Origin of the sequence: Streptococcus infantis (assembly GCF_047463315.1) — a bacterium.
Taxonomy (GTDB): domain Bacteria; phylum Bacillota; class Bacilli; order Lactobacillales; family Streptococcaceae; genus Streptococcus; species Streptococcus infantis_AB.
In genome coordinates this window covers 258990-282063 of sequence record NZ_JASHEB010000002.1, presented here as the reverse complement: position 1 = coordinate 282063, position 23074 = coordinate 258990, and the positions used below count along the sequence as shown (strand labels likewise).

At 40.2% G+C, this 23074-nt stretch carries 20 protein-coding genes and 1 tRNA gene; 17 read left to right on the top strand and 4 right to left on the bottom strand.

Going from position 1 to position 23074, the window contains the following annotated elements; genetic code table 11:
- Window positions 1–44: 44 nt before the first annotated feature.
- Window positions 45–971 (bottom strand): membrane protein insertase YidC, encoded by a 927-nt coding sequence (gene yidC, locus QM857_RS03400; protein WP_414275098.1) that lies wholly within the window; start codon window positions 969–971, stop codon window positions 45–47.
- 77 nt (window positions 972–1048) lie between these two features.
- Window positions 1049–1327, bottom strand: a complete 279-nt coding sequence (locus tag QM857_RS03395; RefSeq protein WP_001174501.1) for an acylphosphatase — start codon at window positions 1325–1327, stop codon at window positions 1049–1051.
- A 33-nt stretch (window positions 1328–1360) separates the two neighbouring features.
- On the opposite strand from QM857_RS03395, the gene QM857_RS03390 reads away from it, so the two are divergent.
- The 11 genes from QM857_RS03390 (at window position 1361) to QM857_RS03340 (ending at window position 10120) form a co-directional block, all read left to right on the top strand.
- Window positions 1361–2101: a TrmH family RNA methyltransferase gene (locus QM857_RS03390; protein ID WP_414275066.1), complete on the top strand. Its 741-nt coding sequence runs from the start codon at window positions 1361–1363 to the stop codon at window positions 2099–2101.
- 53 nt (window positions 2102–2154) lie between these two features.
- Entirely contained in the window at window positions 2155–2838 is a 684-nt protein-coding gene (locus tag QM857_RS03385; protein WP_178895485.1) for a Bax inhibitor-1 family protein, read from the top strand.
- Window positions 2839–2926: 88 nt separating this feature from the next.
- Window positions 2927–3919 (top strand): aspartate--ammonia ligase, encoded by a 993-nt coding sequence (asnA, locus tag QM857_RS03380; protein WP_414275065.1) that lies wholly within the window; start codon window positions 2927–2929, stop codon window positions 3917–3919.
- A gap of 59 nt (window positions 3920–3978) precedes the next feature.
- Window positions 3979–4518: a 16S rRNA (guanine(966)-N(2))-methyltransferase RsmD gene (gene rsmD / locus QM857_RS03375; protein WP_049494510.1), complete on the top strand. Its 540-nt coding sequence runs from the start codon at window positions 3979–3981 to the stop codon at window positions 4516–4518.
- A complete protein-coding gene (coaD, locus tag QM857_RS03370) occupies window positions 4508–4996 on the top strand; it encodes a pantetheine-phosphate adenylyltransferase (RefSeq protein ID WP_414275064.1) in 489 nt (162 codons plus the stop codon). The genes rsmD and coaD overlap by 11 nt, the downstream gene beginning before the upstream one ends.
- Window positions 4980–6017, top strand: a complete 1038-nt coding sequence (locus QM857_RS03365) for a SepM family pheromone-processing serine protease (protein ID WP_414272715.1) — start codon at window positions 4980–4982, stop codon at window positions 6015–6017. Before coaD ends, QM857_RS03365 begins: the two co-directional genes overlap by 17 nt.
- 57 nt (window positions 6018–6074) lie before the next feature.
- Complete coding sequence (locus QM857_RS03360; RefSeq protein WP_033587493.1) at window positions 6075–6305, top strand: DUF1146 family protein; 231 nt, start codon at window positions 6075–6077, stop codon at window positions 6303–6305.
- A gap of 24 nt (window positions 6306–6329) precedes the next feature.
- Window positions 6330–7616, top strand: a complete 1287-nt coding sequence (gene murA / locus QM857_RS03355) for a UDP-N-acetylglucosamine 1-carboxyvinyltransferase (RefSeq protein ID WP_004251665.1) — start codon at window positions 6330–6332, stop codon at window positions 7614–7616.
- A complete protein-coding gene (locus tag QM857_RS03350; RefSeq protein ID WP_080581396.1) occupies window positions 7603–7797 on the top strand; it encodes a DNA-directed RNA polymerase subunit beta in 195 nt (64 codons plus the stop codon). Before murA ends, QM857_RS03350 begins: the two co-directional genes overlap by 14 nt.
- A 45-nt stretch (window positions 7798–7842) precedes the next feature.
- The gene (locus QM857_RS03345) at window positions 7843–8670 is read left to right on the top strand and encodes a DNA/RNA non-specific endonuclease (RefSeq protein ID WP_414275063.1); all 828 of its coding nucleotides are present in this window, start codon (window positions 7843–7845) and stop codon (window positions 8668–8670) included.
- A 118-nt stretch (window positions 8671–8788) separates the two neighbouring features.
- Window positions 8789–10120 (top strand): hemolysin family protein, encoded by a 1332-nt coding sequence (locus QM857_RS03340; protein ID WP_414275062.1) that lies wholly within the window; start codon window positions 8789–8791, stop codon window positions 10118–10120.
- A gap of 222 nt (window positions 10121–10342) precedes the next feature.
- Here QM857_RS03340 and QM857_RS03335 read toward each other — a convergent pair.
- Window positions 10343–10413, bottom strand: a tRNA-Cys gene (locus QM857_RS03335).
- Between the two features lie 178 nt (window positions 10414–10591).
- Here QM857_RS03335 and QM857_RS03330 point away from each other — a divergent pair.
- From QM857_RS03330 to QM857_RS03305, 6 genes are all read left to right on the top strand, one after another.
- A complete protein-coding gene (locus tag QM857_RS03330; protein ID WP_414275061.1) occupies window positions 10592–12571 on the top strand; it encodes a peptide ABC transporter substrate-binding protein in 1980 nt (659 codons plus the stop codon).
- Between the two features lie 65 nt (window positions 12572–12636).
- The gene (locus QM857_RS03325; protein WP_178895474.1) at window positions 12637–14133 is read left to right on the top strand and encodes an ABC transporter permease; all 1497 of its coding nucleotides are present in this window, start codon (window positions 12637–12639) and stop codon (window positions 14131–14133) included.
- Window positions 14133–15059 (top strand): oligopeptide ABC transporter permease OppC, encoded by a 927-nt coding sequence (oppC, locus tag QM857_RS03320; RefSeq protein ID WP_006150281.1) that lies wholly within the window; start codon window positions 14133–14135, stop codon window positions 15057–15059. Before QM857_RS03325 ends, oppC begins: the two co-directional genes overlap by 1 nt.
- A gap of 8 nt (window positions 15060–15067) precedes the next feature.
- A complete protein-coding gene (locus QM857_RS03315) occupies window positions 15068–16135 on the top strand; it encodes an ABC transporter ATP-binding protein (RefSeq protein WP_414275060.1) in 1068 nt (355 codons plus the stop codon).
- 10 nt (window positions 16136–16145) lie between these two features.
- Window positions 16146–17072, top strand: coding sequence for an ATP-binding cassette domain-containing protein (locus QM857_RS03310; protein ID WP_263394061.1), 927 nt, complete (start codon window positions 16146–16148; stop codon window positions 17070–17072).
- A 154-nt stretch (window positions 17073–17226) separates the two neighbouring features.
- Entirely contained in the window at window positions 17227–17427 is a 201-nt protein-coding gene (locus QM857_RS03305; protein ID WP_414275059.1) for a mechanosensitive ion channel protein MscL, read from the top strand.
- A 243-nt stretch (window positions 17428–17670) separates the two neighbouring features.
- On the opposite strand, the gene QM857_RS03300 is transcribed toward QM857_RS03305, so the two are convergent.
- A complete protein-coding gene (locus tag QM857_RS03300) occupies window positions 17671–22887 on the bottom strand; it encodes an SIALI-17 repeat-containing surface protein (RefSeq protein ID WP_414275058.1) in 5217 nt (1738 codons plus the stop codon).
- Window positions 22888–23074 lie beyond the last annotated feature (187 nt).

Genomic DNA, 23074 nt, shown 5'->3' with positions numbered 1-23074 from the left:
TCTGATATAAAAAAGCTTAGCTCGAATGCTAAGCTTTTTATTTTTTATCTAGAATGTTGTTTTCCAGAATTGCGTTTTTTATTTTTCTTCTTAGCAGAAGTTGAGATAACTGCAGCTGATTCAGGAGTTACATCTTTACGAGTAGCTGAAGTTTTGCTTGCTTGTGGTGGGTTCTTGGCATATTCTTCACGTACTTTTTTACGAAGTTTTGGACGAATGATGTAGTTGACGATGAATTGTTGAAGGATCATCATGAAACCACCGACAACCCAGTAAAGCGTAACGCTGGCTGGTGAGAAAATTGAAAACATGACAATCATCATTGGACTCATGTAAATCATCTTCTTGAGTTGTTCTCTCTGAGTCTCGTCTTCAACTCCATGTAGTGAAAGGAGCGATTGGACGTAGTAGAGAACACCAGCACAGGCGATAAGAATCCAACTTGGAGAACCAAGTGCGATTCCTAAGAAGCTAGCTTCAGAAACACCTTCTGTATGTTGAGCTGCAAAGTAGATTGCTGAGAAGAAAGGCATTTGAATGAGGATAGGGAAACATCCTACACCGCCAAACATACTGATACCGTGCTCTTTTTGAGCAGCAAAGAGGGCTTGTTGGGCTTCAAGTTTTTCTTCCTGAGTAGTTGCTTCTTTCAGACGAGTTTGATGTGGCTCAAGAACATGCTTGAGGGCGTTCATCTTTTCAGAGTGAAGAGTTGCCTTCCATGATTGGTAGATACCAAGTGGCAAAATGACCAAACGGACGATAATGGTTACGATAATAATAGCGACCCCGAAGCCTAGCCCTTTATCAGTAGCAAAGTACTTGATAGCTTCAGCCATAGGTGCTCCAATTGTATTCCAAATAAATCCTGTTGGTTGTCCAGTTGCTTTATCAACCTGGACACAGCCTGTTAAGACTAATAGCATGGCCACTCCCATGATAGAGAGGGCGATTCGTTTAATTGATTTCACTGTTTTCATTCCTTCTAAAAAAATTATACCTTTCTATTCTACTGTTTTTTTTGAAAATATACAATAGTTCTAGAGACCTAATTTGCTACTTTGAAATCTGAATAGGATGGGAAGTTGCTCAATTGAACATCTAGATAAGTTACTTTTGAGAAGGGAGTAGGTCCTTTTCGGATCTCTTGGATGAACTTAGCCATGATAGCTGAAGACTCTGCTTGGGCAAGAATTTCAACTGTTCCGTCATCGTTGTTCCAGACACGTCCAGTGATTCCACCTAGCTCGAGGGCAAGGGTATAGACGCCCCAGCGAAAACCGACTCCTTGAACGCGACCCTGTGCGATCATTTTGACCTTTTGCATACCAAACCTCCTTGATTGTGTTATAATACTCCTATGACTATTATAACCTCTAAAGCCAATTCTTTGGTAAAAAATGCCAAGAAATTGCATCAAAAAAAATATCGAAAATCTTCTTATTTAATTGAAGGATGGCATTTGTTTGAAGAGGCTGTTCAGGCTGGTGCAAAAATTGAGAAAATATTTGCCCTTTCAGAGTATGGTGAAAAATTAACGGACTATCCTCAGACCGTCTTTGTGGCCGAAGAAATCTTGCTTGATTTAGCAGATTCACAAACTCCTCAGGGCATTGTAGCCATTGTTCAAAAGGAAGAAGAGCAGTTGCCGGATTTGAGCCAAGGGAAATATCTTTTCTTGGAAGACGTGCAGGATCCTGGAAATGTTGGTACAATGATCCGAACGGCAGATGCAGCAGGTTTTTCGGGAGTCATTGTTTCAAGCAAATCAGCAGATATATATAGCTTGAAGACTCTCCGATCCATGCAGGGCAGTCATTTTCATGTACCGATTTATCGGATGACTGTTGAAACTTTTGTTGAAGAGGCTAAAAAGGGTAATTTACCAATTCTAGCAACTACTTTGTCCCAAAACTCTAAAGATTATCGTGAGCTTGCTCAGCTAGACGATTTCGCCTTGGTCATGGGAAATGAAGGTCAAGGAATCAGTCAATTCATGACAAATCAGGCAGACCAACTGGTTCATATTACCATGAAAGGGCAAGCGGAAAGTCTCAACGTTGCCATTGCTGCAGGCATACTCATGTTTTATTTGAGTTAAAATAGTTTATTTTTGTTATAATCAGTAAAAAGATTTCATAAGGAGAAAAAGATATGAATCAAACAATTATTCAAGAACGTTCTGGTCTGAATCAATTTTATGCAAAAGTCTATGCTTTTGTAGGGATTGGGATTGCCTTATCTGCAATTGTTTCAGCCTTGATGTTAACAACCTTCCAAGATCTTCTTGTTCAGTTAATGCTTAACGCCCGCATATGGTTAATTGTAACAGGAGTAGTTGAAGTTGCTCTAGTCATTGCAGCCAGCAATATGGCTTATAAAAATAGCCCAGCAGCTCTTCCGATGTTTCTCATCTATTCAGTAGTGAACGGTTTTTCGCTGAGTTTCATTGTGTCGCTCTATCTTCCAGGAACAGTTTTGACTGCCTTTATTTCCAGTGCAGCCCTCTTCTTTGTCATGGCTATCATAGGAGTCGTCATCAAAAAGGATTTGAGTGGTATCGGACGTGCATTGATTGCAGCTTTATTTGGTCTAATACTGGCCATGGTTGTCAATATCTTCTTAAATAGTGGCCTAATGGACTACATTATTAGTATTGTTATGGTGCTTGTTTTTGCAGGTTTGATTGCTTGGGATAATCAAAAAATTCGTTATGTTTACGAAGAGTCAGATGGTCAAGTCGCTACAGGCTGGGCAATTTCTTTAGCACTTAGCCTCTACCTTGACTTTATCAACCTCTTCCTTAGCTTCCTACGTATCTTTGGACGTGACGATTAATGCTTTTAGAGCTCAAATGAGCTCTTTTTTCTTTTATTTTTACTGATAAAAAGGTATAATCTTTATTATTATTCTAAAGGAGGAATGTATGAAGAAAAGTTTTATCCATCAGCAAGAAGAGATTTCATTTGTGAAAAATACCTTTACCCAGTATTTAAAAGATAAGTTAGAAGTAGTAGAAGTACAAGGCCCAATCTTAAGTAAGGTTGGAGACGGGATGCAGGATAACCTTTCAGGTATTGAACATCCAGTTTCAGTTAAGGTTTTGCAGATTCCTAATGAAACCTATGAAGTGGTGCATTCACTTGCTAAGTGGAAACGCCATACCTTGGCTCGTTTTGGTTTTGGTGAGGGAGAAGGCCTCTTTGTTCACATGAAGGCCCTTCGTCCAGACGAAGACTCACTAGATGCGACTCACTCAGTTTATGTTGACCAGTGGGACTGGGAAAAAGTTATTCCAAATGGACATCGCAATCTTGCCTACCTCAAGGAAACCGTTGAAAAGATTTATAAGGCTATTCGTTTGACTGAGTTGGCAGTCGAAGCCCGCTATGATATTGAGTCAATCTTGCCGAAGCAAATTACCTTTATCCATACTGAAGAATTGGTAGAACGCTACCCAGACTTAACTCCAAAAGAACGTGAAAATGCTATCTGTAAGGAATTCGGTGCAGTCTTCTTGATTGGTATCGGTGGTGTATTGTCAGATGGAAAACCTCATGACGGACGTGCGCCGGACTATGATGACTGGACAACAGAATCTGAAAATGGCTACAAGGGTCTAAATGGAGATATCCTTGTTTGGAATGATAATTTGGGTGCAGCCTTTGAATTGTCTTCAATGGGGATTCGTGTCGATGAAGACACTCTTCGTCGTCAGGTAGCTATCACAGGAGATGAAGACCGCTTATCTCTTGAATGGCATAAGGCTCTCTTGAACGGACTCTTCCCTTTGACAATCGGTGGAGGAATTGGGCAGTCTCGTATGGCCATGTTCTTACTTCGTAAGAAGCACATCGGTGAAGTTCAAACCAGTGTTTGGCCACAAGAAGTTAGAGATACTTACGAGAATATTCTTTAATCAATCGAACCGAGAGGTTCGATTTTCTTATTTCATCAGAATTTGGTATAATATACCTTATGAAAATCGTATCAGGAATCTACGGAGGACGTCCTTTAAAGACCTTGGACGGGAAAACAACGAGGCCGACATCGGACAAGGTCCGCGGAGCTATTTTCAATATGATTGGCCCTTACTTTGAAGGAGGACGTGTGCTAGATCTCTATGCTGGTAGTGGGGGCTTATCCATTGAAGCAGTTTCAAGAGGGATGTCCAGCGCTGTCCTAGTTGAGAAGGATCGCCGAGCACAGAATATTGTGGCAGAAAACATTCAGATGACCAAGGAGACTTCTAAATTTCAATTATTGAAAATGGAATCCAGTCGTGCATTGGAGCAAGTGGATGGTGTCTTTGATCTCATCTTTTTGGACCCTCCCTATGCCAAGGAGCAAATCGTATCCGACATTGAAAAAATGGCTGAGAGAAATCTTTTCTCAGAAGATGTCATGGTGGTCTGCGAGACCGATAAATCAGTAGAGCTTCCAGAAGAAATCGCCTGTTTAGGCATCTGGAAGGAAAAAATATATGGGATTAGTAAGGTGACGGTTTATGTCAGATAAAATTGGGCTATTTACAGGTTCGTTTGATCCAATTACCAATGGTCATTTGGACCTTATTGAACGCGCAAGTAAGCTCTTTGATAAATTGTATGTGGGAATTTTTTATAATCCACACAAAAATGGATTTTTACCGATAGAAAGTCGGCTAGAGACGGTTGAAAAAGCGGTGGGACACCTAAAAAATGTCCAGGTCATATCCTCTCATGATGAATTAGTCGTTGATGTTGCTAGAAAACTGGATGTCCATGTTCTTGTTCGTGGTTTGCGTAACGCTGCGGATCTTCAGTATGAAGCCAGTTTTGATTTTTACAACCATCAATTAGCAGGAGAGATTGAGACAGTCTATCTCCATAGTCGCCCAGAGCATGTTTACATCAGCTCTTCAGCTGTGAGAGAACTATTGAAGTTTGGTCAAGATATTAGCAAGTATGTACCAAATGCTGTCTTAGAGGAGTTAAAGAATGAAGAAAAAAACTAGATGGCCCATATATTTAATCATCGGGCTCATTATCACTTTTATAGCTTTTACGGTACCACTTCCTTATTACATTGAGGTGCCAGGGACTTCAGAAGATATTCGGAAGGTTTTACAGGTCAATAACCAATCTGACCAAGAAGAAGGTTCTTACCAATTTGTAACAGTTGGAGTTAAGCATGCTAGACTGGTTGACTTGGTTTATGCTTGGCTAACACCTTTTACGGACATACATAGTGCTAAAGAAATGACTGGTGGTTCGTCAGATGCGGAATTTATGCGAATCAACCAGTTTTACATGGAAACTTCGCAAAACATGGCCAAATATCAAGGTCTGAAATCTGCTGGTAAGGAAATAGAGCTCAAATACCTAGGGGTCTATGTTTTGACTGTGACGGATAACTCGACTTTCAAGGGAATTCTCAATATCGCTGACACCGTGACGGCTGTAAATGATAAGACTTTTGAGAGTTCTAAGGAGATGGTCGACTACGTCAACTCTCAAACTCTAGGTGACAAGGTTAAGGTTACTTACCAAGAGGATGGGAAAGTTAAAACGGCTGAAGGGAAAATCATTACTCTTGAAAATGGGAAAAATGGTATCGGAATTGGTTTGATTGACCGCACAGAAGTATCAAGTGATGTGCCAATCAAGTTTTCAACTGCTGGCATTGGTGGTCCGAGTGCTGGAATGATGTTTAGTTTATCCATCTATACGCAAATTGCAGATCCAACTCTTCGAAATGGACGTATTATTGCTGGTACAGGAAGTATCGACAGAGATGGAAATGTTGGTGATATTGGTGGAATTGACAAAAAAGTTGTTGCTGCTGCAAAAAAAGGAGCTACTGTATTTTTTGCTCCTAACAATCCAGTAACTGAAGAAGCTAAAAAGGCCAATCCTAATGCTAAAAGTAATTATGACACGGCTGTAGAAGCTGCTGAAATGATTAAAACAGACATGAAGATTGTTCCTGTAAAAACACTTCAGGATGCAATTGATTACTTGAAAAACAACCCATAGAATATAGTGCAAGTCCATAGACTAGCGTAGAAAAAAAGAAGATGGTATAATAGACAGATGATTCAATTGTTTTTTACCCTCAGTAGTCATATGTTTTTTGTCTACCTAGTTTTTCAACTTTTGAAAGATTTAGTCAAATGGGATCAAATTTTGAAGGTGACCAAGGACAATGCGAGGAAGGTACGACTTTTGGTAGTATTGTGTAGTATCGGTTTAGGATATCTAATCAGTTCTTTTTTCCTAAATCTCTACCAATTATGGCAAGAAGCTGTACGGACATTATTCTAAATTCGAAAGTAAAGGAAAATATTTATGGAAAAAATTGTAGTTCGAGGTGGCGATAATCGCCTTGTCGGAAGTGTTACAATTGAGGGCGCGAAAAATGCAGTTTTGCCACTACTTGCAGCGACAATTTTAGCAAGCGAAGGAAAAACAGTTTTAAAAAATGTTCCTATCCTATCGGATGTCTTTACCATGAACCAAGTAGTTCGTGGATTAAATGCGAAAGTTAATTTTGATCAAGATGCACACATTGTTGAAGTGGATGCGACAGATGATATCACAGAAGAAGCTCCGTATAAGTATGTCAGCAAGATGCGTGCTTCTATTGTAGTCTTGGGTCCAATCCTGGCTAGGGTTGGTCACGCTAAAGTTTCGATGCCAGGTGGTTGTACAATTGGTAGTCGTCCGATTGACCTTCACCTTAAAGGTTTGGAAGCAATGGGGGCTAAGATTACCCAAACAGCTGGCTATATCGAAGCTAAGGCAGAACGCTTGCATGGAGCCCATATCTATATGGACTTTCCTAGTGTTGGGGCAACCCAAAACTTGATGATGGCTGCAACGCTAGCTGATGGCGTAACTGTTATCGAAAATGCTGCGCGTGAACCTGAAATTGTAGACTTGGCTGTCCTCTTGAATAAAATGGGAGCTAAAGTCAAAGGTGCGGGAACAGAGAGCATTACCATCACTGGTGTTGAAAACTTGCATGGTGCAACTCATAACGTTGTTCAAGACCGCATCGAAGCAGGGACATTCATGGTTGCTGCTGCAATGACAGGTGGAGATGTCCTGATTCAAGATGCTATCTGGGAACACAACCGTCCCTTGTTGGCGAAATTACAGGAAATGGGTGTTGAAGTCATCGACGAAGATGAAGGAATCCGCATCCGTTCTCAACGAGACAAACTAAAAGCAGTTCATGTCAAGACCTTACCACATCCAGGGTTTCCTACGGACATGCAGGCGCAGTTTACTGCTCTTATGACGGTTGCTCAAGGAGAATCAACTATGGTTGAGACAGTCTTTGAGAATCGTTTCCAACATCTAGAGGAAATGCGTCGCATGGGCTTGCATTCTGAGATTATCCGTGATACAGCTCGTATCGTTGGCGGGCAACCTCTCCAAGGGGCAGAAGTCCTGTCTACGGATCTCCGTGCCAGTGCAGCCTTGATCCTGACAGGTTTAATAGCTGAAGGTGAGACTGTTGTTGGGAAACTTGTCCATTTGGATAGAGGTTATTATCGTTTTCATGAAAAGTTAGCTCAGTTAGGGGCTAATATTGAACGGGTAAGTGTGGAAGCTGATGAAGATGAATAAACAAACCTCTTATGTATTACGTAGATTCCTACTAGTTATTATTGTCCTGCTTCTAGGGGTCTTAGCACTTGGAATTGGCTTGATGATTGGCTACGGTATCTTAGGCAAGGGCCAAGATCCATGGGCGATTTTAGCTCCAGAAAAGTGGCATGAGTTAATTTCGAAATTTACAGGGAAATAGGCTGGGAGACCAGCCTTTTTCTAAGAACAAAACTAAGGAGAAAAGATGAACAAAAAAACAAGGCAGGCACTCATAGGTCTTCTGCTTTTCCTACTTTTGTCGGCAGGAAGTTACTACATAAAAGAAATGCAGGCTTCCAATGCTACACCGCAAACACAGGTCAACCAGAAATCCCAGTCGCTTGATACTCCAAGTCAAAAATTGGCCGAGAGTGTACTGACTGATTCGGTAAAAAAACAAATAAAGGGTACTCTTGAGTGGAATGGAGCAGGTGCCTTTATCGTAAATGGAAACAAAACGAACTTAGATGCAAAGGTTTCAAGTAAACCCTATGCTGATAACAAGACAAAAACTGTAGGTGGGGAGACGGTTCCAACTGTGGCTAACGCCCTCATGTCAAAAGCAACAAGACAGTACAAAGACCGTGAAGAAACCGGGAATGGTTCGACTTCTTGGACCCCAGCAGGATGGCATCAAGTCAAAAACCTAAAAGGGACTTATAATCACGCAGTAGATAGAGGGCATTTATTAGGCTATGCCTTGATTGGTGGTTTAGATGGTTTTGATGCATCTACTAGCAATCCCAAAAATATCGCTGTACAAACAGCCTGGGCCAACCAAGCACGCGCAGAAGATTCGACTGGACAAAACTACTATGAAAGTTTAGTTCGAAAGGCTTTGGATCAAAATAAGCGCGTGCGTTACCGTGTCACATTGCTCTACGCTACAGAAGAAGATTTGATTCCTTCTGCATCTCAGATTGAAGCCAAATCATCTGATGGTGAATTGGAGTTTAACGTCGTAGTTCCTAACGTTCAAAAGGGAATTCAGTTAGATTACCGAACAGGAAAAGTAACTGTTACAAAGAACTAATAGATAGTCGGTCCCTTATTGTTTCGGTAGGGGATTTACTATAGAAATCACAATTTAATGTGTAGAAGTTGAAAAATATGGTATAATAGTCACAATTATACTTTTTAGGAGAAGGAAAATGGAAGACCCGAGCAGTCAGGATTTGTTACTGCAATTTGTATTATTAGTTGTTTTGACCTTTTTAAATGCTTTTTTCTCAGCAACAGAGATGGCTATGGTTTCTCTTAGTCGCTCACGCGTTGAACAAAAGGCTGAAGAGGGTGATAAACGCTATATCCGTTTGCTAAAGGTACTTGAAAATCCAAATCACTTTTTATCAACCATTCAAGTTGGTATTACTTTAATTACAATCTTGTCAGGGGCTAAACTAGCAGACTCTCTAGGACAATTGATAGCCTCATGGATGGGAAATAGCGAAACTGCGCACGCAATCGCAAGCTTCCTGTCACTTGCTTTCTTGACCTATATCTCTATCGTTTTTGGTGAACTTTATCCTAAACGCATTGCTCTAAATCTTAAGGATGCTTTGGCAATCCGAACTGTACCATTTATTATTGCTATCGGTAAGATTGTGAGTCCCTTTGTTTGGTTGCTATCAGCATCAACCAATCTCTTGAGTCGTTTGACGCCGATGACATTTGACGATGCAGATGAAAAAATGACTCGTGATGAGATTGAGTATATGCTTACCAATAGTGAAGAAACCTTGGATGCAGATGAAATCGAAATGTTGCAAGGAATATTCTCGCTAGATGAGCTCATGGCTCGTGAAGTCATGGTTCCTCGGACCGATGCCTTTATGGTAGATATTCAAGATGACACTCAGACGATTATCGAAAGTATCTTAAAACAAAACTTTTCTCGAATCCCTGTCTATGATGATGACAAGGACAACGTGATTGGTTTGATCCACACCAAGAGTCTGCTAAAAGCAGGATTTACTGATGGTTTTGACAACATCGTGTTGAGAAAGATATTACAGGAACCCCTCTTTGTACCTGAAACTATTTTTGTGGATGATCTGTTAAAAGAATTGAGAAATTCACAAAGACAGATGGCTATTCTTCTTGATGAATACGGAGGAATGGCTGGTTTGGTAACACTTGAGGATCTCCTTGAAGAGATTGTTGGTGAGATTGATGATGAAACTGACCGTGCTGAAGTATATGTTCATACTATCGGCGAGGGCACTCATATTGTCCAAGGGACAATGAATTTGAACGATTTCAATGATTATTTTGATGTCGAGCTTGAAAGTGATGATGTAGATACCATTGCGGGTTATTATTTGACTGGTGTGGGAACTATTCCAACCTCAGAGAAGCTTAGTTACGAGGTGGAAAGTGGCAACAAGCATATCACACTAACAAATGACAAAGTGAAAAACGGACGTGTAACCAAGCTTAAGGTTCAAATCCAAGAACTTGAATCAGAAGAAGAAACTGAATAAAACAAAAGCTTTATCAGAGAAAACTGATAAAGCTTTTTTGAGCGGTCTTTTTTGTTTACCCTGAGAGCTTGGATTTTAAATCTAATCTCTAAAAAACACCCTCGCCTCAAACTCGCCCCAAAAGATTTTTAAAGTTATCCTTTTTTATCCTAAAATAAAAATAAAAAAGCCCGATTTTACGGGCTTTCTTTTAGGATAAATTCCTATAAAATAGTATAAAAAAGGCGGTAGACGGATTTGAACCGACGATCAAGCTTTTGCAGAGCCGTGCCTTACCACTTGGCTATACCGCCTTAACTTTTATTATTATACCTTGAAAATTCCTTTCCGTCAACAGTTTTCTTTTCTGAAAACATAAGATTCAGATGTTTAAAAAACATGCGACAAAATATTCTGAAAATTCGTTTACTTTTTAAAAAAACTGTGGTATAATCTTCAATATCCACAATTTAAAACGAGGAGTTTAAAAATATGAAAAAAAGTCGGATTCTTGCGGTAGCGGGTGTTGCGCTACTTGCTACAGGCGTTCTTGCAGCTTGCGGTTCTTCAAAATCATCAAATGCTGAAGCACCAAAGGCTTATGGCTATACTTATACTGCTGACCCAGAAACATTGGACTATCTAGTCTCTGGTAAACAAAGTACAAAAGTTGCTACTTCAAATGGTATCGATGGTCTCTTTACAAATGACCAATATGGAAATCTAACTCCTGCAGTCGCTGAAGACTGGTCAGTATCTCAAGATGGATTGACATATACATACAAGATTCGTAAAGGTGTAAAATGGTTCACATCTGATGGTGAAGAATATGCAGAAGTAACTGCAAATGACTTTGTTACAGGTTTGAAACACGCAGCCGACAATAAATCAGCTGCTCTTTACCTAGCACAAAATTCTGTAAAGGGATTGGCTGACTATTTATCAGGGACTAATACAGACTTTTCTGCAGTAGGTATTAAAGCTGTTGATGATTACACTCTTCAATATACATTGAACCAACCTGAACCATACTGGAACTCTAAATTATCTTATGGAATCTTCTGGCCTTTGAATGCAGAGTTTGAAAAATCAAAAGGTAAAGACTTTGGTAAGGCGACAGATCCAACATCATTGCTTTACAATGGGCCATTCTTGCTTAAGGGATTGACAGCTAAGTCTTCTATCGAATTTGCAAAGAATGATCAGTATTGGGATAAAGACAATGTTCACATCGATACTGTAACACTTTCTTACTATGATGGTTCAGACCAAGAGTCACTTGAGCGTAACTTTACAAATGGTGCATATAGTTATGCACGTCTCTTCCCTACTAGCTCAAACTATTCTAAAGTAGCAGAAACATATAAAGATAATATCTACTATACCCCACAGGGAGCTGGTATTGCTGGTTTAGGTGTTAACATTGACCGTCAAAGTTATAAATATACATCAAAAACAACTGACGAGGAAAAGACTTCTACTAAGAAAGCTCTTCTTAACAAAGACTTCCGTCAAGCTTTGAACTTTGCTTTTGACCGTACTGCTTATTCAGCTCAGCTAAATGGTAAGGATGGAGCCGCCCTTGCTGTTCGTAACCTCTTTGTCAAACCTGACTTTGTTTCTGCTGGAGATAAGACATTTGGTGACTTGGTTACTGAGAAAGTTGTTTCTTATGGTGATGAATGGAAAGACGTAAACTTTGCGGATGCTCAAGATGGTCTTTACAATGCTGATAAGGCTAAAGCAGAACTAGCTAAAGCTAAAAAAGTCCTTGAAGCAGATGGTGTAAAATTCCCAATCCACTTGGATATTCCAGTTGACCAAACATCTAAAAACTATATCGCTCGTATCCAATCATTTAAACAATCTGTTGAGACGGCTTTGGGTACAGATAATGTAGTTATCGATATTCAACAAATCACTACAGATGAATTACAAAATGCTACATACTACGCAGCTAGTGCGGCAGCAGAAGATTGGGACCTTTCAGGTGCTGTTGGATGGAATCCAGACTATGATGATCCATCAACATACCTTGACATCTTGAAAACAACTAATAGTGAAACAACTAAGTCCTACATGGGCTATGATAATCCATCAAACCCAGCGGTTGCTCAAGTTGGTTTGAATGATTATGACAAATTAGTTGATGATGCAGCTAGTGAAACAACCGATCTTAATAAACGTTATGAGAAATATGCAGCAGCTCAAGCTTGGTTGACAGATAGCTCACTCTTCCTTCCAGCTATGTCTTCTTCAGGAGCAGCACCAATCATTTCTCGCGTAGTACCATTCTCAGCATCTTATACTCAATCTGGTGATAAAGGTTCAGATGTTTACTTCAAATATCTTAAATTGCAAGCGAACACTGTAACTGCTAAAGAGTACAAAGAAGCTCGTGAAAAATGGCTCAAAGAAAAAGCTGAATCAAACGAGAAAGCTCAAAAAGAATTAGCGAGCCACGTGAAATAAATAATGCTCATTAGAACTTTCTCTCCAAAAGGAGAAGGTTCTTTTGGGATTTTAAAGGAAATAATATGAAAAAATATGTTTTTATGCGTATCTTGCGGTCGTTAGTTTCTATCTTTTTAGTAACGACCTTGATTTACACAATCATCTATACGATGGTTCCACGGAAGTTGATCTTCAAACAAGATACTAACTACAATAAAATTGCAACTACAGCTGATAAACGCGATAACTATGAAAATACCGTTTATGAGCGTATGGGTTATATCGAATATTACGATACAAAAGAGTTGCAGGAAAAAGCTAGTAGCATTGACCCTTCTGTTACAGTAGATGCAAATGATACAAATAAAGCTATCTATGAAAAATACATCCAACAACTTGGGAACGGTTGGACTTTAGGTGAGTTTACAGAGAGCGGTCAATTCTATGCTACTCGTGAAATCCCTATTTTCGAGCGTGTGTTCAAATTCTATGCAAACTTGCTTGATATTGACCATACAAACAAGATTCAAGACCCAGAAAATCCTAACTTAGAGCGTTATTTGCGTTTTGAAAACGATCCAGCGATTGGATGGTCTTTGGTAGGTTCAGGGACTAAACATAAATACCTCTTGTACTTCAACAGTCAGTTCCCATTTGTTCATCAGAACTTTGTGAACTTGAACTTAGGAGATTCTTACCCAACTTATGCCAATACTCCTGTTCTTCAAGTTATCACACAAGGTCAAGGACAAACCAAGACTTCTGAAGTTCAATTCCCAACTGGGAAGAAAACTTCATCAGTCAATATCTACACAAGAACTTATAAATCACCAAGTCAGGCGGATGCACGTGAAGTAGCGAACTACGGTAAAGGTGATCCATATACAGCTACTGAAAGCAACTATCAGTATCCATCTATGATTACCAGTTCTGCTATTGCTGGTTTGATTGGCCTTGCAATTTCGTATGCGATTGCGGTTCCACTTGGTTCTGCAATGGCTCGTTACAAGAATACTTGGATTGATAGTTTCTCTACAGGAGCTTTAACATTCTTACTTGCTCTTCCAACTATCGCTCTTGTCTATATCATTCGTTTGATTGGTTCTTCAATTGGACTCCCTGATTCATTCCCTATCTTGGGTGCTGGAGACTGGCGTTCATATGTACTACCTGCAGTTATTCTTGGTTTACTTGGTGCTCCTGGTTTGGCTATCTGGATTCGTCGTTACATGATTGACTTACAATCACAAGACTTTGTTCGTTTTGCACGTGCAAAAGGTCTTTCTGAGAAAGAAATTTCAAACAAACACATCTTTAAAAATGCTATGGTACCGCTCGTTTCAGGTATTCCAGGTTCTATTATCGGTGTTATTGGTGGAGCTACTCTTACTGAAACAGTCTTCGCCTTCCCAGGTATGGGTAAAATGTTGATTGACTCTGTAAAAGCGTCAAATAATAACATGGTTGTTGGTCTAGTTTTCATCTTTACTTGCGTCTCAATCTTCTCTTACTTAATTGGGGATATTTGGATGACAATTATTGACCCACGTATTAAGTTGACAGAGAAAGGAGGCAAATAATGTCTACAATTAGTAATGATAAATTTCAGTTTGTAAAACGCGATGACTTTGCCTCTGAAGCAATTGATGCTCCTGCCTACTCATATTGGGGTTCTGTTTTTAGACAATTTTTGAAAAAGAAATCAACCATCATCATGCTTGGTATTTTGATTTCAATCGTTTTGATGAGTTTCATCTACCCAATGTTTTCTGATTTCGACTTCAATGATGTAAGTAAGGTAAATGATTTTAGCGCTCGCTACATTAAACCAAATGCGGAACATTGGTTCGGTACAGATAGTAATGGTAAGTCTCTTTTTGATGGTGTCTGGTTTGGAGCCCGTAACTCTATCTTGATTTCCGTTATTGCGACCTTTATCAATATTGTAATTGGTGTTATTGTCGGCGGTATCTGGGGTATTTCAAAATCAGTTGACCGCGTCATGATGGAAGTTTATAACGTTATTTCCAACATCCCACACTTATTGATTGTTATCGTCCTAACATACTCAATCGGAGCAGGTTTCTGGAATTTGATTTTTGCCATGAGTGTAACGACTTGGATTGGGATTGCCTACTCAATTCGTATCCAAATCATGCGTTACCGTGACTTAGAGTACAACCTTGCTTCACGCACACTCGGAACTCCAACATACAAAATTGTCATTAAAAATATCATGCCACAATTGGTATCTGTTATTGTTACGACTACATCACAAATGCTTCCAGCATTTATCTCATATGAAGCCTTTCTATCATTCTTTGGACTTGGATTGCCTATTACAGTACCAAGTTTAGGTCGATTGATTTCAGATTATTCACAGAACGTAACAACAAATGCATACCTCTTCTGGATTCCATTGACAACTTTGGTCTTGGTATCCTTGTCACTTTTCGTAGTTGGTCAAAACCTAGCGGATGCTAGTGATCCACGTACACATAGATAGGAGTAGACATGGCAAAAGAAAAAAATGTAATTTTGACTGCTCAAGATATTGTCGTGGAATTTGATGTTCGTGACAAAATTTTGACAGCTATTCGTGGAGTATCTCTGGAGTTGATTGAGGGCGAAGTGCTTGCACTCGTTGGAGAATCTGGTTCAGGGAAATCTGTTTTAACAAAAACTTTTACAGGAATGTTGGAAGATAATGGTCGTATTGCGAACGGTAGTATTCTTTACCGTGACCAAGATTTGACTGAATTTTCTTCTCATAAAGATTGGGAGCAAATTCGTGGTGCGAAGATTGCAACGATCTTCCAGGACCCGATGACCAGTCTTGACCCAATCAAAACAATCGGAAGTCAAATCACAGAAGTTATTGTTAAACACCAAGGGAAAACGGCTCAAGAAGCAAAAGACTTGGCGATTGACTATATGAATAAGGTTGGTATCCCTGACGCTGAGAGACGTTTTAATGAATATCCATTCCAGTATTCTGGAGGAATGCGTCAACGTATTGTTATTGCGATTGCCCTTGCGTGTCGTCCAGATGTTTTGATTTGTGATGAACCAACAACAGCCCTTGATGTGACCATCCAAGCTCAGATTATTGACTTGTTGAAAACACTTCAACAAGAATACCACTTTACAACTATCTTTATCACACACGACCTTGGTGTTGTAGCAAGTATTGCTGATAAAGTTGCAGTTATGTATGCTGGTGAAATCGTTGAGTATGGTACAGTTGAAGAAATCTTCTACGATCCACGTCACCCATACACATGGAGCCTCTTATCAAGTTTGCCACAGCTGGCTGACGATAAAGGAGAATTGTATTCAATTCCGGGAACACCTCCATCACTGTATACTGAATTGAAGGGAGATGCTTTTGCTCTTCGTTCAGATTATGCGATGAAGATTGATTTCGAAGAAAAAGCTCCTCAGTTTGCAGTATCTGATACTCACTGGGCTAAAACATGGTTGCTTGATGAACAAGCTCCAAAAGTTGCAAAACCAGCAGTAATTGCAGATTTACACGATAAGATTCGTGAAAAGATGGGCTTTGCTCATCTTGAGGACTAGGAGGAAGGAAATGTCTGAAAAATTAGTAGAAGTTAAAGACTTAGAGATTTCCTTCGGTGAAGGAAGCAAAAAGTTTGTAGCCGTTAAAAATGCAAACTTCTTTATCAACAAAGGTGAAACATTCTCTCTCGTTGGAGAATCTGGTAGTGGTAAGACAACAATTGGTCGTGCCATTATCGGCCTTAATGATACCAGCAAAGGGGATATCATCTTTGATGGACAAAAAATCAATGGTAAAAAATCACGTGAACAAGCAGCGGAATTAATCCGTCGCATTCAAATGATTTTCCAAGACCCAGCCGCAAGTTTGAATGAACGTGCAACAGTTGACTATATCATCTCTGAAGGTCTTTACAACCACCATTTATTTAAAGACGAAGAAGAAAGAAAAGAAAAAGTTCAAAACATCATTCGTGAAGTAGGACTTTTGGCTGAACACTTGACACGTTACCCTCATGAGTTCTCAGGTGGACAACGTCAACGTATCGGGATTGCTCGTGCCTTGGTTATGCAACCTGACTTCGTGATCGCGGATGAGCCAATTTCAGCCTTGGATGTTTCTGTTCGTGCCCAAGTTTTGAACTTGCTCAAGAAATTCCAAAAAGAATTGGGTTTGACCTATCTCTTTATCGCCCACGATTTGTCAGTAGTTCGTTTTATCTCTGATCGTATCGCGGTAATTTATAAGGGTGTCATTGTTGAAGTGGCTGAAACTGAAGAATTGTTTAACAATCCAGTTCATCCATACACACAAGCACTTTTATCAGCTGTGCCGATTCCAGACCCAATCTTGGAACGTAAGAAAGTTTTGAAAGTCTATGATCCTAATCAACATGACTACGAAACTGATAAACCGTCTATGGTTGAAATTCGTCCAGGACATTATGTTTGGGCTAACCAAGCAGAATTGGAACGCTATAAAAAAGAAATGAAATAATCACTAAAGTTTTATAATCTAGCTAGAAGTCTTCTAGTAAGATTATGAAACTTTTTTATTTTACAGATAAAAGCTTGATTATCTATAAGAATTTGATATACTGAATACAATAAAAATAGAATAGCAATAGTCGGAGTAATCAAGGGAGAATCACATGGACAACCAACCAAATTTTTTTACAGGAATGGCTAGAATAATTGGGACATGCTTCTGGGTAAAAGGAATGGAAGTACTGACTGAGAAGAAGGAATCTGAGCCAAAAGCCCTAGAGGTTGCTAAATTTCTTGCGGCTTATAAAATGATATCTGCTCTGCCTTGGATTGCAGGACTTCCTAGAAAGGAAGATAAAAAATGAAATTTATTTGGGATATTTTATTTTATATCCTAGTCAAGCCACTGATTACGCTTGTAGAATTCATTTGGTATCACATTTGTTTATTTTTTTATGAATTCCTTTTGAATTTGTTATATTCGATTTTTAACTGGATTTATAACTGGCTTTTTAGTTTATTTTAAAAGACTCTGAAAGAAATCAAAAGGATGAGTAATTTACTCATCCTTTTTTCTATTTATCTAAATCTTTATAGATTTATTGGGATCACTCTTTTTTACCTTTAAGCAAGAAGGCTGCAGTTAAAGCTAAGCTGAGACTTGCCATGAAGAGGAGTGGGCTGGCCTCTTCTCCTGTGGCAGGAAGCTGCTTGTCATTTGTAGAAATTTCACCATTGAGCTGGTTTTTATTTGCTAATGGACTAGCTTCTTCGATTTGACTTGAGCTTGGTTGTTGGACTTCTGTTTCAGTCTTGTAGACGATAGCATAAGTAGTCAAATCAATGGTGAGAAACTCAAGCATGCCATCACGAATTGTGAAATCTTGTGCTTTCAAGTCTATTTCTGAACTGAAGCGATAGAATTCTTGGACTGTGCCAGAAATTGGTAATCGAACCAGTACAGCACCTTTTGCTTGGATTAGTTGACCATTTTCATTCTTGAGTTGAATGTTGTAGGCATCATATTTCTTGCCCAAGAGTTCTTGCTTGTCTACTTTCTGGATTTCAAGATAACTTGCTTCACCTAGCTCATTTGCTCCACTGATGACTTGAACTCCGGTAGCCTGGTCTTTTAAGGCTTTGAGTTTAAACTCAGGAAGAGAAATGATAGGCGCTTCCTGTTCTCCCGCAGTACCGATAGGCTTAGTGTATTCAGGAATATCCACGATAGGCGCCGCTTGGTCGCTCGCAGTACCGATAGGGCCAGTGTATTCAGGGATATCCACGATAGGCGCTGCTTGGTCGCTAGCAGTACCGATAGGCTTAGTATATTCAGGAATATCTACAGTAGGCGCCGCTTGTTCCCCTGCAGTACCGATAGGATCAGTGTATTCAGGAATATCTACGATAGGAGCTGCTTGTTCCCCTGCAGTACCGATAGGCTTAGTATATTCAGGAATGTCCACGATAGGCGCTTCCTGTTCTCCCGCAGTACCGATAGGATCAGTGTACTCAGGAATATCCACAATAGGCGCTTCCTGTTCTCCCGCAGTACCAATTGGGTCAGTATATTCAGGAATGGTTACTACTGGAGCAGGCTCGTCACCTTTGCTTGTAACAACTGGATCTTCTACAGGTGCAGTTTCCCCTTTTGGAAAGACTGTTACAATAGTACTGCTTCGTGTTTCTCCTAGGATAGCATAAGCTTCTATTGGATTGCCAGTTTTACGTTCCGTAGTTTCAGGAATGTCGATTTCTACCTTGTTATCCTTTATGCTTAATACCGTTTGCTCGCCAGAAGTGACAAGATGATCTTCGTCGACTTTTCTAAGTAAGAGAGGATCTTTGACGCCAGGGAATGTCACAGCTACAGCATCCCAGTTACCAGTAGGTAAAGTTAGGGTAACTGTCTTATCTTCTACCTTTATAGGTTCGAGGCTTGGTGTATCTAATGATACTGATGGAGCTTTTAGAATATCGAATGAATCAAGGGAGATTTTCTTTCGACCGTCTGGAGAATCTGGATCCACTTTCAAAGTTAGGACATGGTCGCCATCTGCTAGATTAGTAAACTCTCCAATCAATGCTCCTTTTTTGGTAGCTCCGGCAGTGTAAAAGTCAAGGCTTGGCATTTCTTTTCCATCGAGAGTCACAAGTGCCTTACCAAGAGCAGATGTTTTCAGTCCATAGATACGGATACCTGTACCAGAGAATGGAATTCTTGCAGTTGCTTCAGGAGCAAGACTATCGTCTGCATTAATATCTGCATATTTCTCTGTAGAAGCATAGAGTTCTGCATCAGTCCAGTCTTTAAATGCTGAACCGTATTGGATACGAGAATCACGATCATCTATCTTCTCAACTGTTTCTCCTTGACCTGGGAAGACCTTGAAGTAATCTAAGGAAATTTTTGAGCGTTCACTTCCTCGTCCTTTATGTTCTCGTTTAACAGTGATGGTCATGAGGTGAGGACCTGAAGAAAGATTTGTATAACGACCGATTAGGACACCCTTTTCAGTAGCTCCATCTGTATAGAAATCAAGTTCTCCAACAGATTTGCCATCGATTGTAACCTCAGCAAGTCCTAATTGAGAAGATTTGAGTCCGTAGATTTCAATACCAGGTCCATTGAAAGGAATGGTTGCTGTTGCATCTTTATCGGAATAATTCCCATTTGAGATATCGGCGTATTTTTCTGTTCCGCCAAAGAGTTCTGAGTCAGACCAGTCTCCAAAGGCAGCACCATACTGAATGCGAGAGTCACGATCGTCCATGAGCTCACTAAAGGCGGAAATTGAAGCAACATCAGAAACAGGTGTTGAACGGTCTCCTAGCATAGCCTTAACGGTATAAGTATAGGCATGGCTTGAATCAATAGAACGGTCGATAAAGCGAGTTTGGTTGGTTGTAAACTCACGGACAGTAGAAGTTTGACTGTTTTCATCCCTACTTTCCCGATGGATGACATAATGAGTCGCCCCTTCAACTGTATTGAAGTTGAGTTCAGTAGTCGTTGAATCTTTTCGTTGGGCAGTCAGACGAGTAATACGACCAGGGAAGTTTTCAAAGGTGATGACATCGCCCTTTTGAGTAGCAAGTTGAATGCGATTGTCTTTGATGCGGGTAGCTTGTACTTCCTTACCGTTTACCTTGATAAGGCTAGCTTCGATATTTGGATAGTCTACGACTAAGTCTCCACCCACATTAGAAAGGAAGGATAGTGTTTCAAGATTCTTTTCTTTCCATTTCATGCTGACTTCAAAGTTACCACGAGCTACTAGACCTGAGACTTGACCATCTTTCCATGCATCTGGAAGGGCTGGTAATGGGGCAATGTAGCCGGTGTGAGACTGAAGGAGCATTTCTGCCATACCGCTGGTTGCACCAAAGTTCCCATCAATTTGGAAAGGCGCGTGCGTATCCCAGAGGTTTTCTAGAGTTGAGGATTTGAGCTGTTCTGCCAATAAACGATGGGCACGGTTTCCATCTAGGAGACGAGCCCAGAGGTTGATTTTATTAGCCTTAGACCAACCAGTACCACCATCTCCACGATGGTTAAGGGTTGCGCGTGCCGCCTCTAGGTATTCAGGCTGATCTTTGCCAAATAAGGTTCCTGGGAAGAGCCCAACCAGATGAGAAACGTGACGGTGATGGTTTTCAATTCCTTCATTAGTGAATTGAGGACTGTCTTCCTCATACCATTCCTTGATACGGCCATCTTGGTTGATATGAAGTGGTTTGAGCTTGTCAAATTTAGCCTTCACTTCTGTCACCAAATCTTGGTCGACCTTCAGGTGGTTGGCTGCTTCCATATAGTCGTGGAAGAGTTGCCAAACTAGAGATTGGTCAAAGGTATTCCCAATCGTGATAGTTCCATGCTCTGGTGAGTAGGATGGAGAAGAAACCCAACGGTCACTAGATTTGTCGTAGTGCAAGAAGGAATTCCAGAACTTGGCTGTTTCCTTGAGCATTGGATAAATCTTTTCTTTGAGATAGGTTTCATCCTTGGTGAATTTGTAGTAGTCATAGACGTTCTGCATCATCCAAGCATTGGCAGCAGGAGACCAACCCCAGTAATAATTCCAACCTGGAGTTGTCCAGCCAAATGGTGTTGCCTGAGTATGAACCAACCAACCGTTTTCTTGGCCTTCTTTGGATTCGATACCTGCATATTCTTTAGCAGCGATACGACCATAGTAGCGCATGTCATCAATATAATTGACCATTGGCCTAGCAGTTTCTGCAAGATTGTTCATGTAGGCAGGCCAGTAGTTCATCTGAAGGTTGACATTGAGGTGGTAGTCTGAGTTCCAAGGTGGATTGTCTACTGCATTCCAAACACCCTGCAAGTTGGCAGGAAGGGCATCTGTCCGGTCACGAGAAGAACTGATGAGTAGATAACGTCCGTATTGGAAGAAGAGCTCTTCTAGTTTTTGCCCTTTTTCTGGGTTGTAGGTATGCAGAGCTTCTTTTGTAGTTTGGCTAGACTTGTTGCCACCAAGATTTAGTTGAACACGGTTGAAGAGACTTTGATAATCCTTGATGTGGTTATTTTTTAGGGTTTCATAATCTTTTGCCTTGGCAGCTTCTACGATAGACTTAACAGTATTTTCTACGTCAATATCCTTGCGATAATTGGTTTTTGGATTTTGAGCAAAGTTGGTCTTGGCACTGAGTAAAAGGGTCGCATAGCTGGCTCCGGTAACAGTTAAATAGCCATCTTGTGCAGTGACTTGTCCGTCTGTCTTGATTCCGAGATAGGAAGCAAATTTCAGACCATTGTCTTTGACAGTTCCTTTGAGCAAAATACCATTAGAATCAGTCGTAACTGCTCCTTGTTTATAATTCGAATACTCCCAGGAGTAGTCGCCATTCGCAATCAAATCTTCAGTCAAGCTATTCCAGAGTGTAAAATCAAGGGTTTTATCTCCTTTTTTACTCAAGTGGGTCACAGTAACATCGTCAGGATAGCTAGAGAAGGTTTCGCGCTTAAAGTTTGTACCGTCTTGGGTATAAGAAGTGGTCGAGATGGCTTCAGAAATATCTAAGCCACGATGATAGTCGGTAACATTCTCCAAGCCTTTCTTTTGGTTGTTAAAGACCATAAAGATATCACCAAAAGATAAGTAACGACCATACTGAGCATTGTTTGGTCCGACTAGGTTGCGCTCCGCTAATTGTTTTGCTTTTTGGCGGTTTCCTTCTTCTAATGCCTTACGAATTTCTGCTAAGACCTTATAGCGGTCTTGATAGTTCCCCCCATTGTAATTGGTGCTATCCGGTTGCGGTCCACCAGACCAGAGAGTTTTTTCATTGTATTGGATTCTTTCTTCACCGATGAGCCCAAAAACTTTTGCCCCCATTTCTCCATTTCCGACTGGCAGGGCTTGTTTTTCCCAGCCGTCATAAGAAGGAGCAGTTGGTTGGTCGTAATGAAGTTGATAGTTTTCTTGCTTAGTCATAGGAAGTTCTGGTTTTTCACTCTCCTTATTTTCAGAAGGTTCAACTACAGCGTTAGTCTCTGATTGATGATGTATTTGAGGTGTTTCCTTTTCAGGTTTTACCTCTTTGTCAGCTAATTCAGTAGAAGTTTGATTTTCTGTGTTTGGTTGATTTTCCTTACCCTCTTGAGTGGGTTCCTCGACTTTTGTATTCACTTGAACCGTAGTCTCACTGACACTTGCTTGATTTTCTTTCACTTCGATACCATCGGCAGCTACATTCTGTGTTGCTAGAAAAACAGCTCCCAGTAGAACGGAAGCAGTTCCAACGGTCAATTTTCGGATGCTATACTTACAGGATTTTTCCCAATAGCTCTTCTCCATAAAAACTCCTTTCTCAAATCTGTAAGCGCATACATTTTCTTGTAAAAAAAATAAGCCTTGCAGAAAGATGTTTCCTTTGTTTTGTATAATCTTAATATAGCAAATAAATCAATCCAATGCAAGGTTTTTTAGGAAAAACTGAATTATTTTACCAAATTTTAGTTCTTTTTTAATTTTATTGAATTAA

Bases quoted from the DNA above. Each gene is read 5' to 3' on its own strand.
- QM857_RS03360 (WP_033587493.1), top strand. From the start codon at position 6,075: ATGATTCAATTGTTTTTTACCCTCAGTAGTCATATGTTTTTTGTCTAC.
- murA (WP_004251665.1), top strand. From the start codon at position 6,330: ATGGAAAAAATTGTAGTTCGAGGTGGCGATAATCGCCTTGTCGGAAGT.
- QM857_RS03330 (WP_414275061.1), top strand. From the start codon at position 10,592: ATGAAAAAAAGTCGGATTCTTGCGGTAGCGGGTGTTGCGCTACTTGCT.
- QM857_RS03325 (WP_178895474.1), top strand. From the start codon at position 12,637: ATGAAAAAATATGTTTTTATGCGTATCTTGCGGTCGTTAGTTTCTATC.
- QM857_RS03310 (WP_263394061.1), top strand. From the start codon at position 16,146: ATGTCTGAAAAATTAGTAGAAGTTAAAGACTTAGAGATTTCCTTCGGT.
- rsmD (WP_049494510.1), top strand. From the start codon at position 3,979: ATGAAAATCGTATCAGGAATCTACGGAGGACGTCCTTTAAAGACCTTG.
- QM857_RS03385 (WP_178895485.1), top strand. From the start codon at position 2,155: ATGAATCAAACAATTATTCAAGAACGTTCTGGTCTGAATCAATTTTAT.
- oppC (WP_006150281.1), top strand. From the start codon at position 14,133: ATGTCTACAATTAGTAATGATAAATTTCAGTTTGTAAAACGCGATGAC.
- QM857_RS03305 (WP_414275059.1), top strand. From the start codon at position 17,227: ATGGACAACCAACCAAATTTTTTTACAGGAATGGCTAGAATAATTGGG.
- QM857_RS03350 (WP_080581396.1), top strand. From the start codon at position 7,603: ATGAAGATGAATAAACAAACCTCTTATGTATTACGTAGATTCCTACTA.
- asnA (WP_414275065.1), top strand. From the start codon at position 2,927: ATGAAGAAAAGTTTTATCCATCAGCAAGAAGAGATTTCATTTGTGAAA.
- QM857_RS03345 (WP_414275063.1), top strand. From the start codon at position 7,843: ATGAACAAAAAAACAAGGCAGGCACTCATAGGTCTTCTGCTTTTCCTA.
- QM857_RS03395 (WP_001174501.1), bottom strand. From the start codon at position 1,327: ATGCAAAAGGTCAAAATGATCGCACAGGGTCGCGTTCAAGGAGTCGGT.
- coaD (WP_414275064.1), top strand. From the start codon at position 4,508: ATGTCAGATAAAATTGGGCTATTTACAGGTTCGTTTGATCCAATTACC.
- QM857_RS03365 (WP_414272715.1), top strand. From the start codon at position 4,980: ATGAAGAAAAAAACTAGATGGCCCATATATTTAATCATCGGGCTCATT.
- QM857_RS03315 (WP_414275060.1), top strand. From the start codon at position 15,068: ATGGCAAAAGAAAAAAATGTAATTTTGACTGCTCAAGATATTGTCGTG.
- QM857_RS03300 (WP_414275058.1), bottom strand. From the start codon at position 22,887: ATGGAGAAGAGCTATTGGGAAAAATCCTGTAAGTATAGCATCCGAAAA.
- QM857_RS03390 (WP_414275066.1), top strand. From the start codon at position 1,361: ATGACTATTATAACCTCTAAAGCCAATTCTTTGGTAAAAAATGCCAAG.
- QM857_RS03340 (WP_414275062.1), top strand. From the start codon at position 8,789: ATGGAAGACCCGAGCAGTCAGGATTTGTTACTGCAATTTGTATTATTA.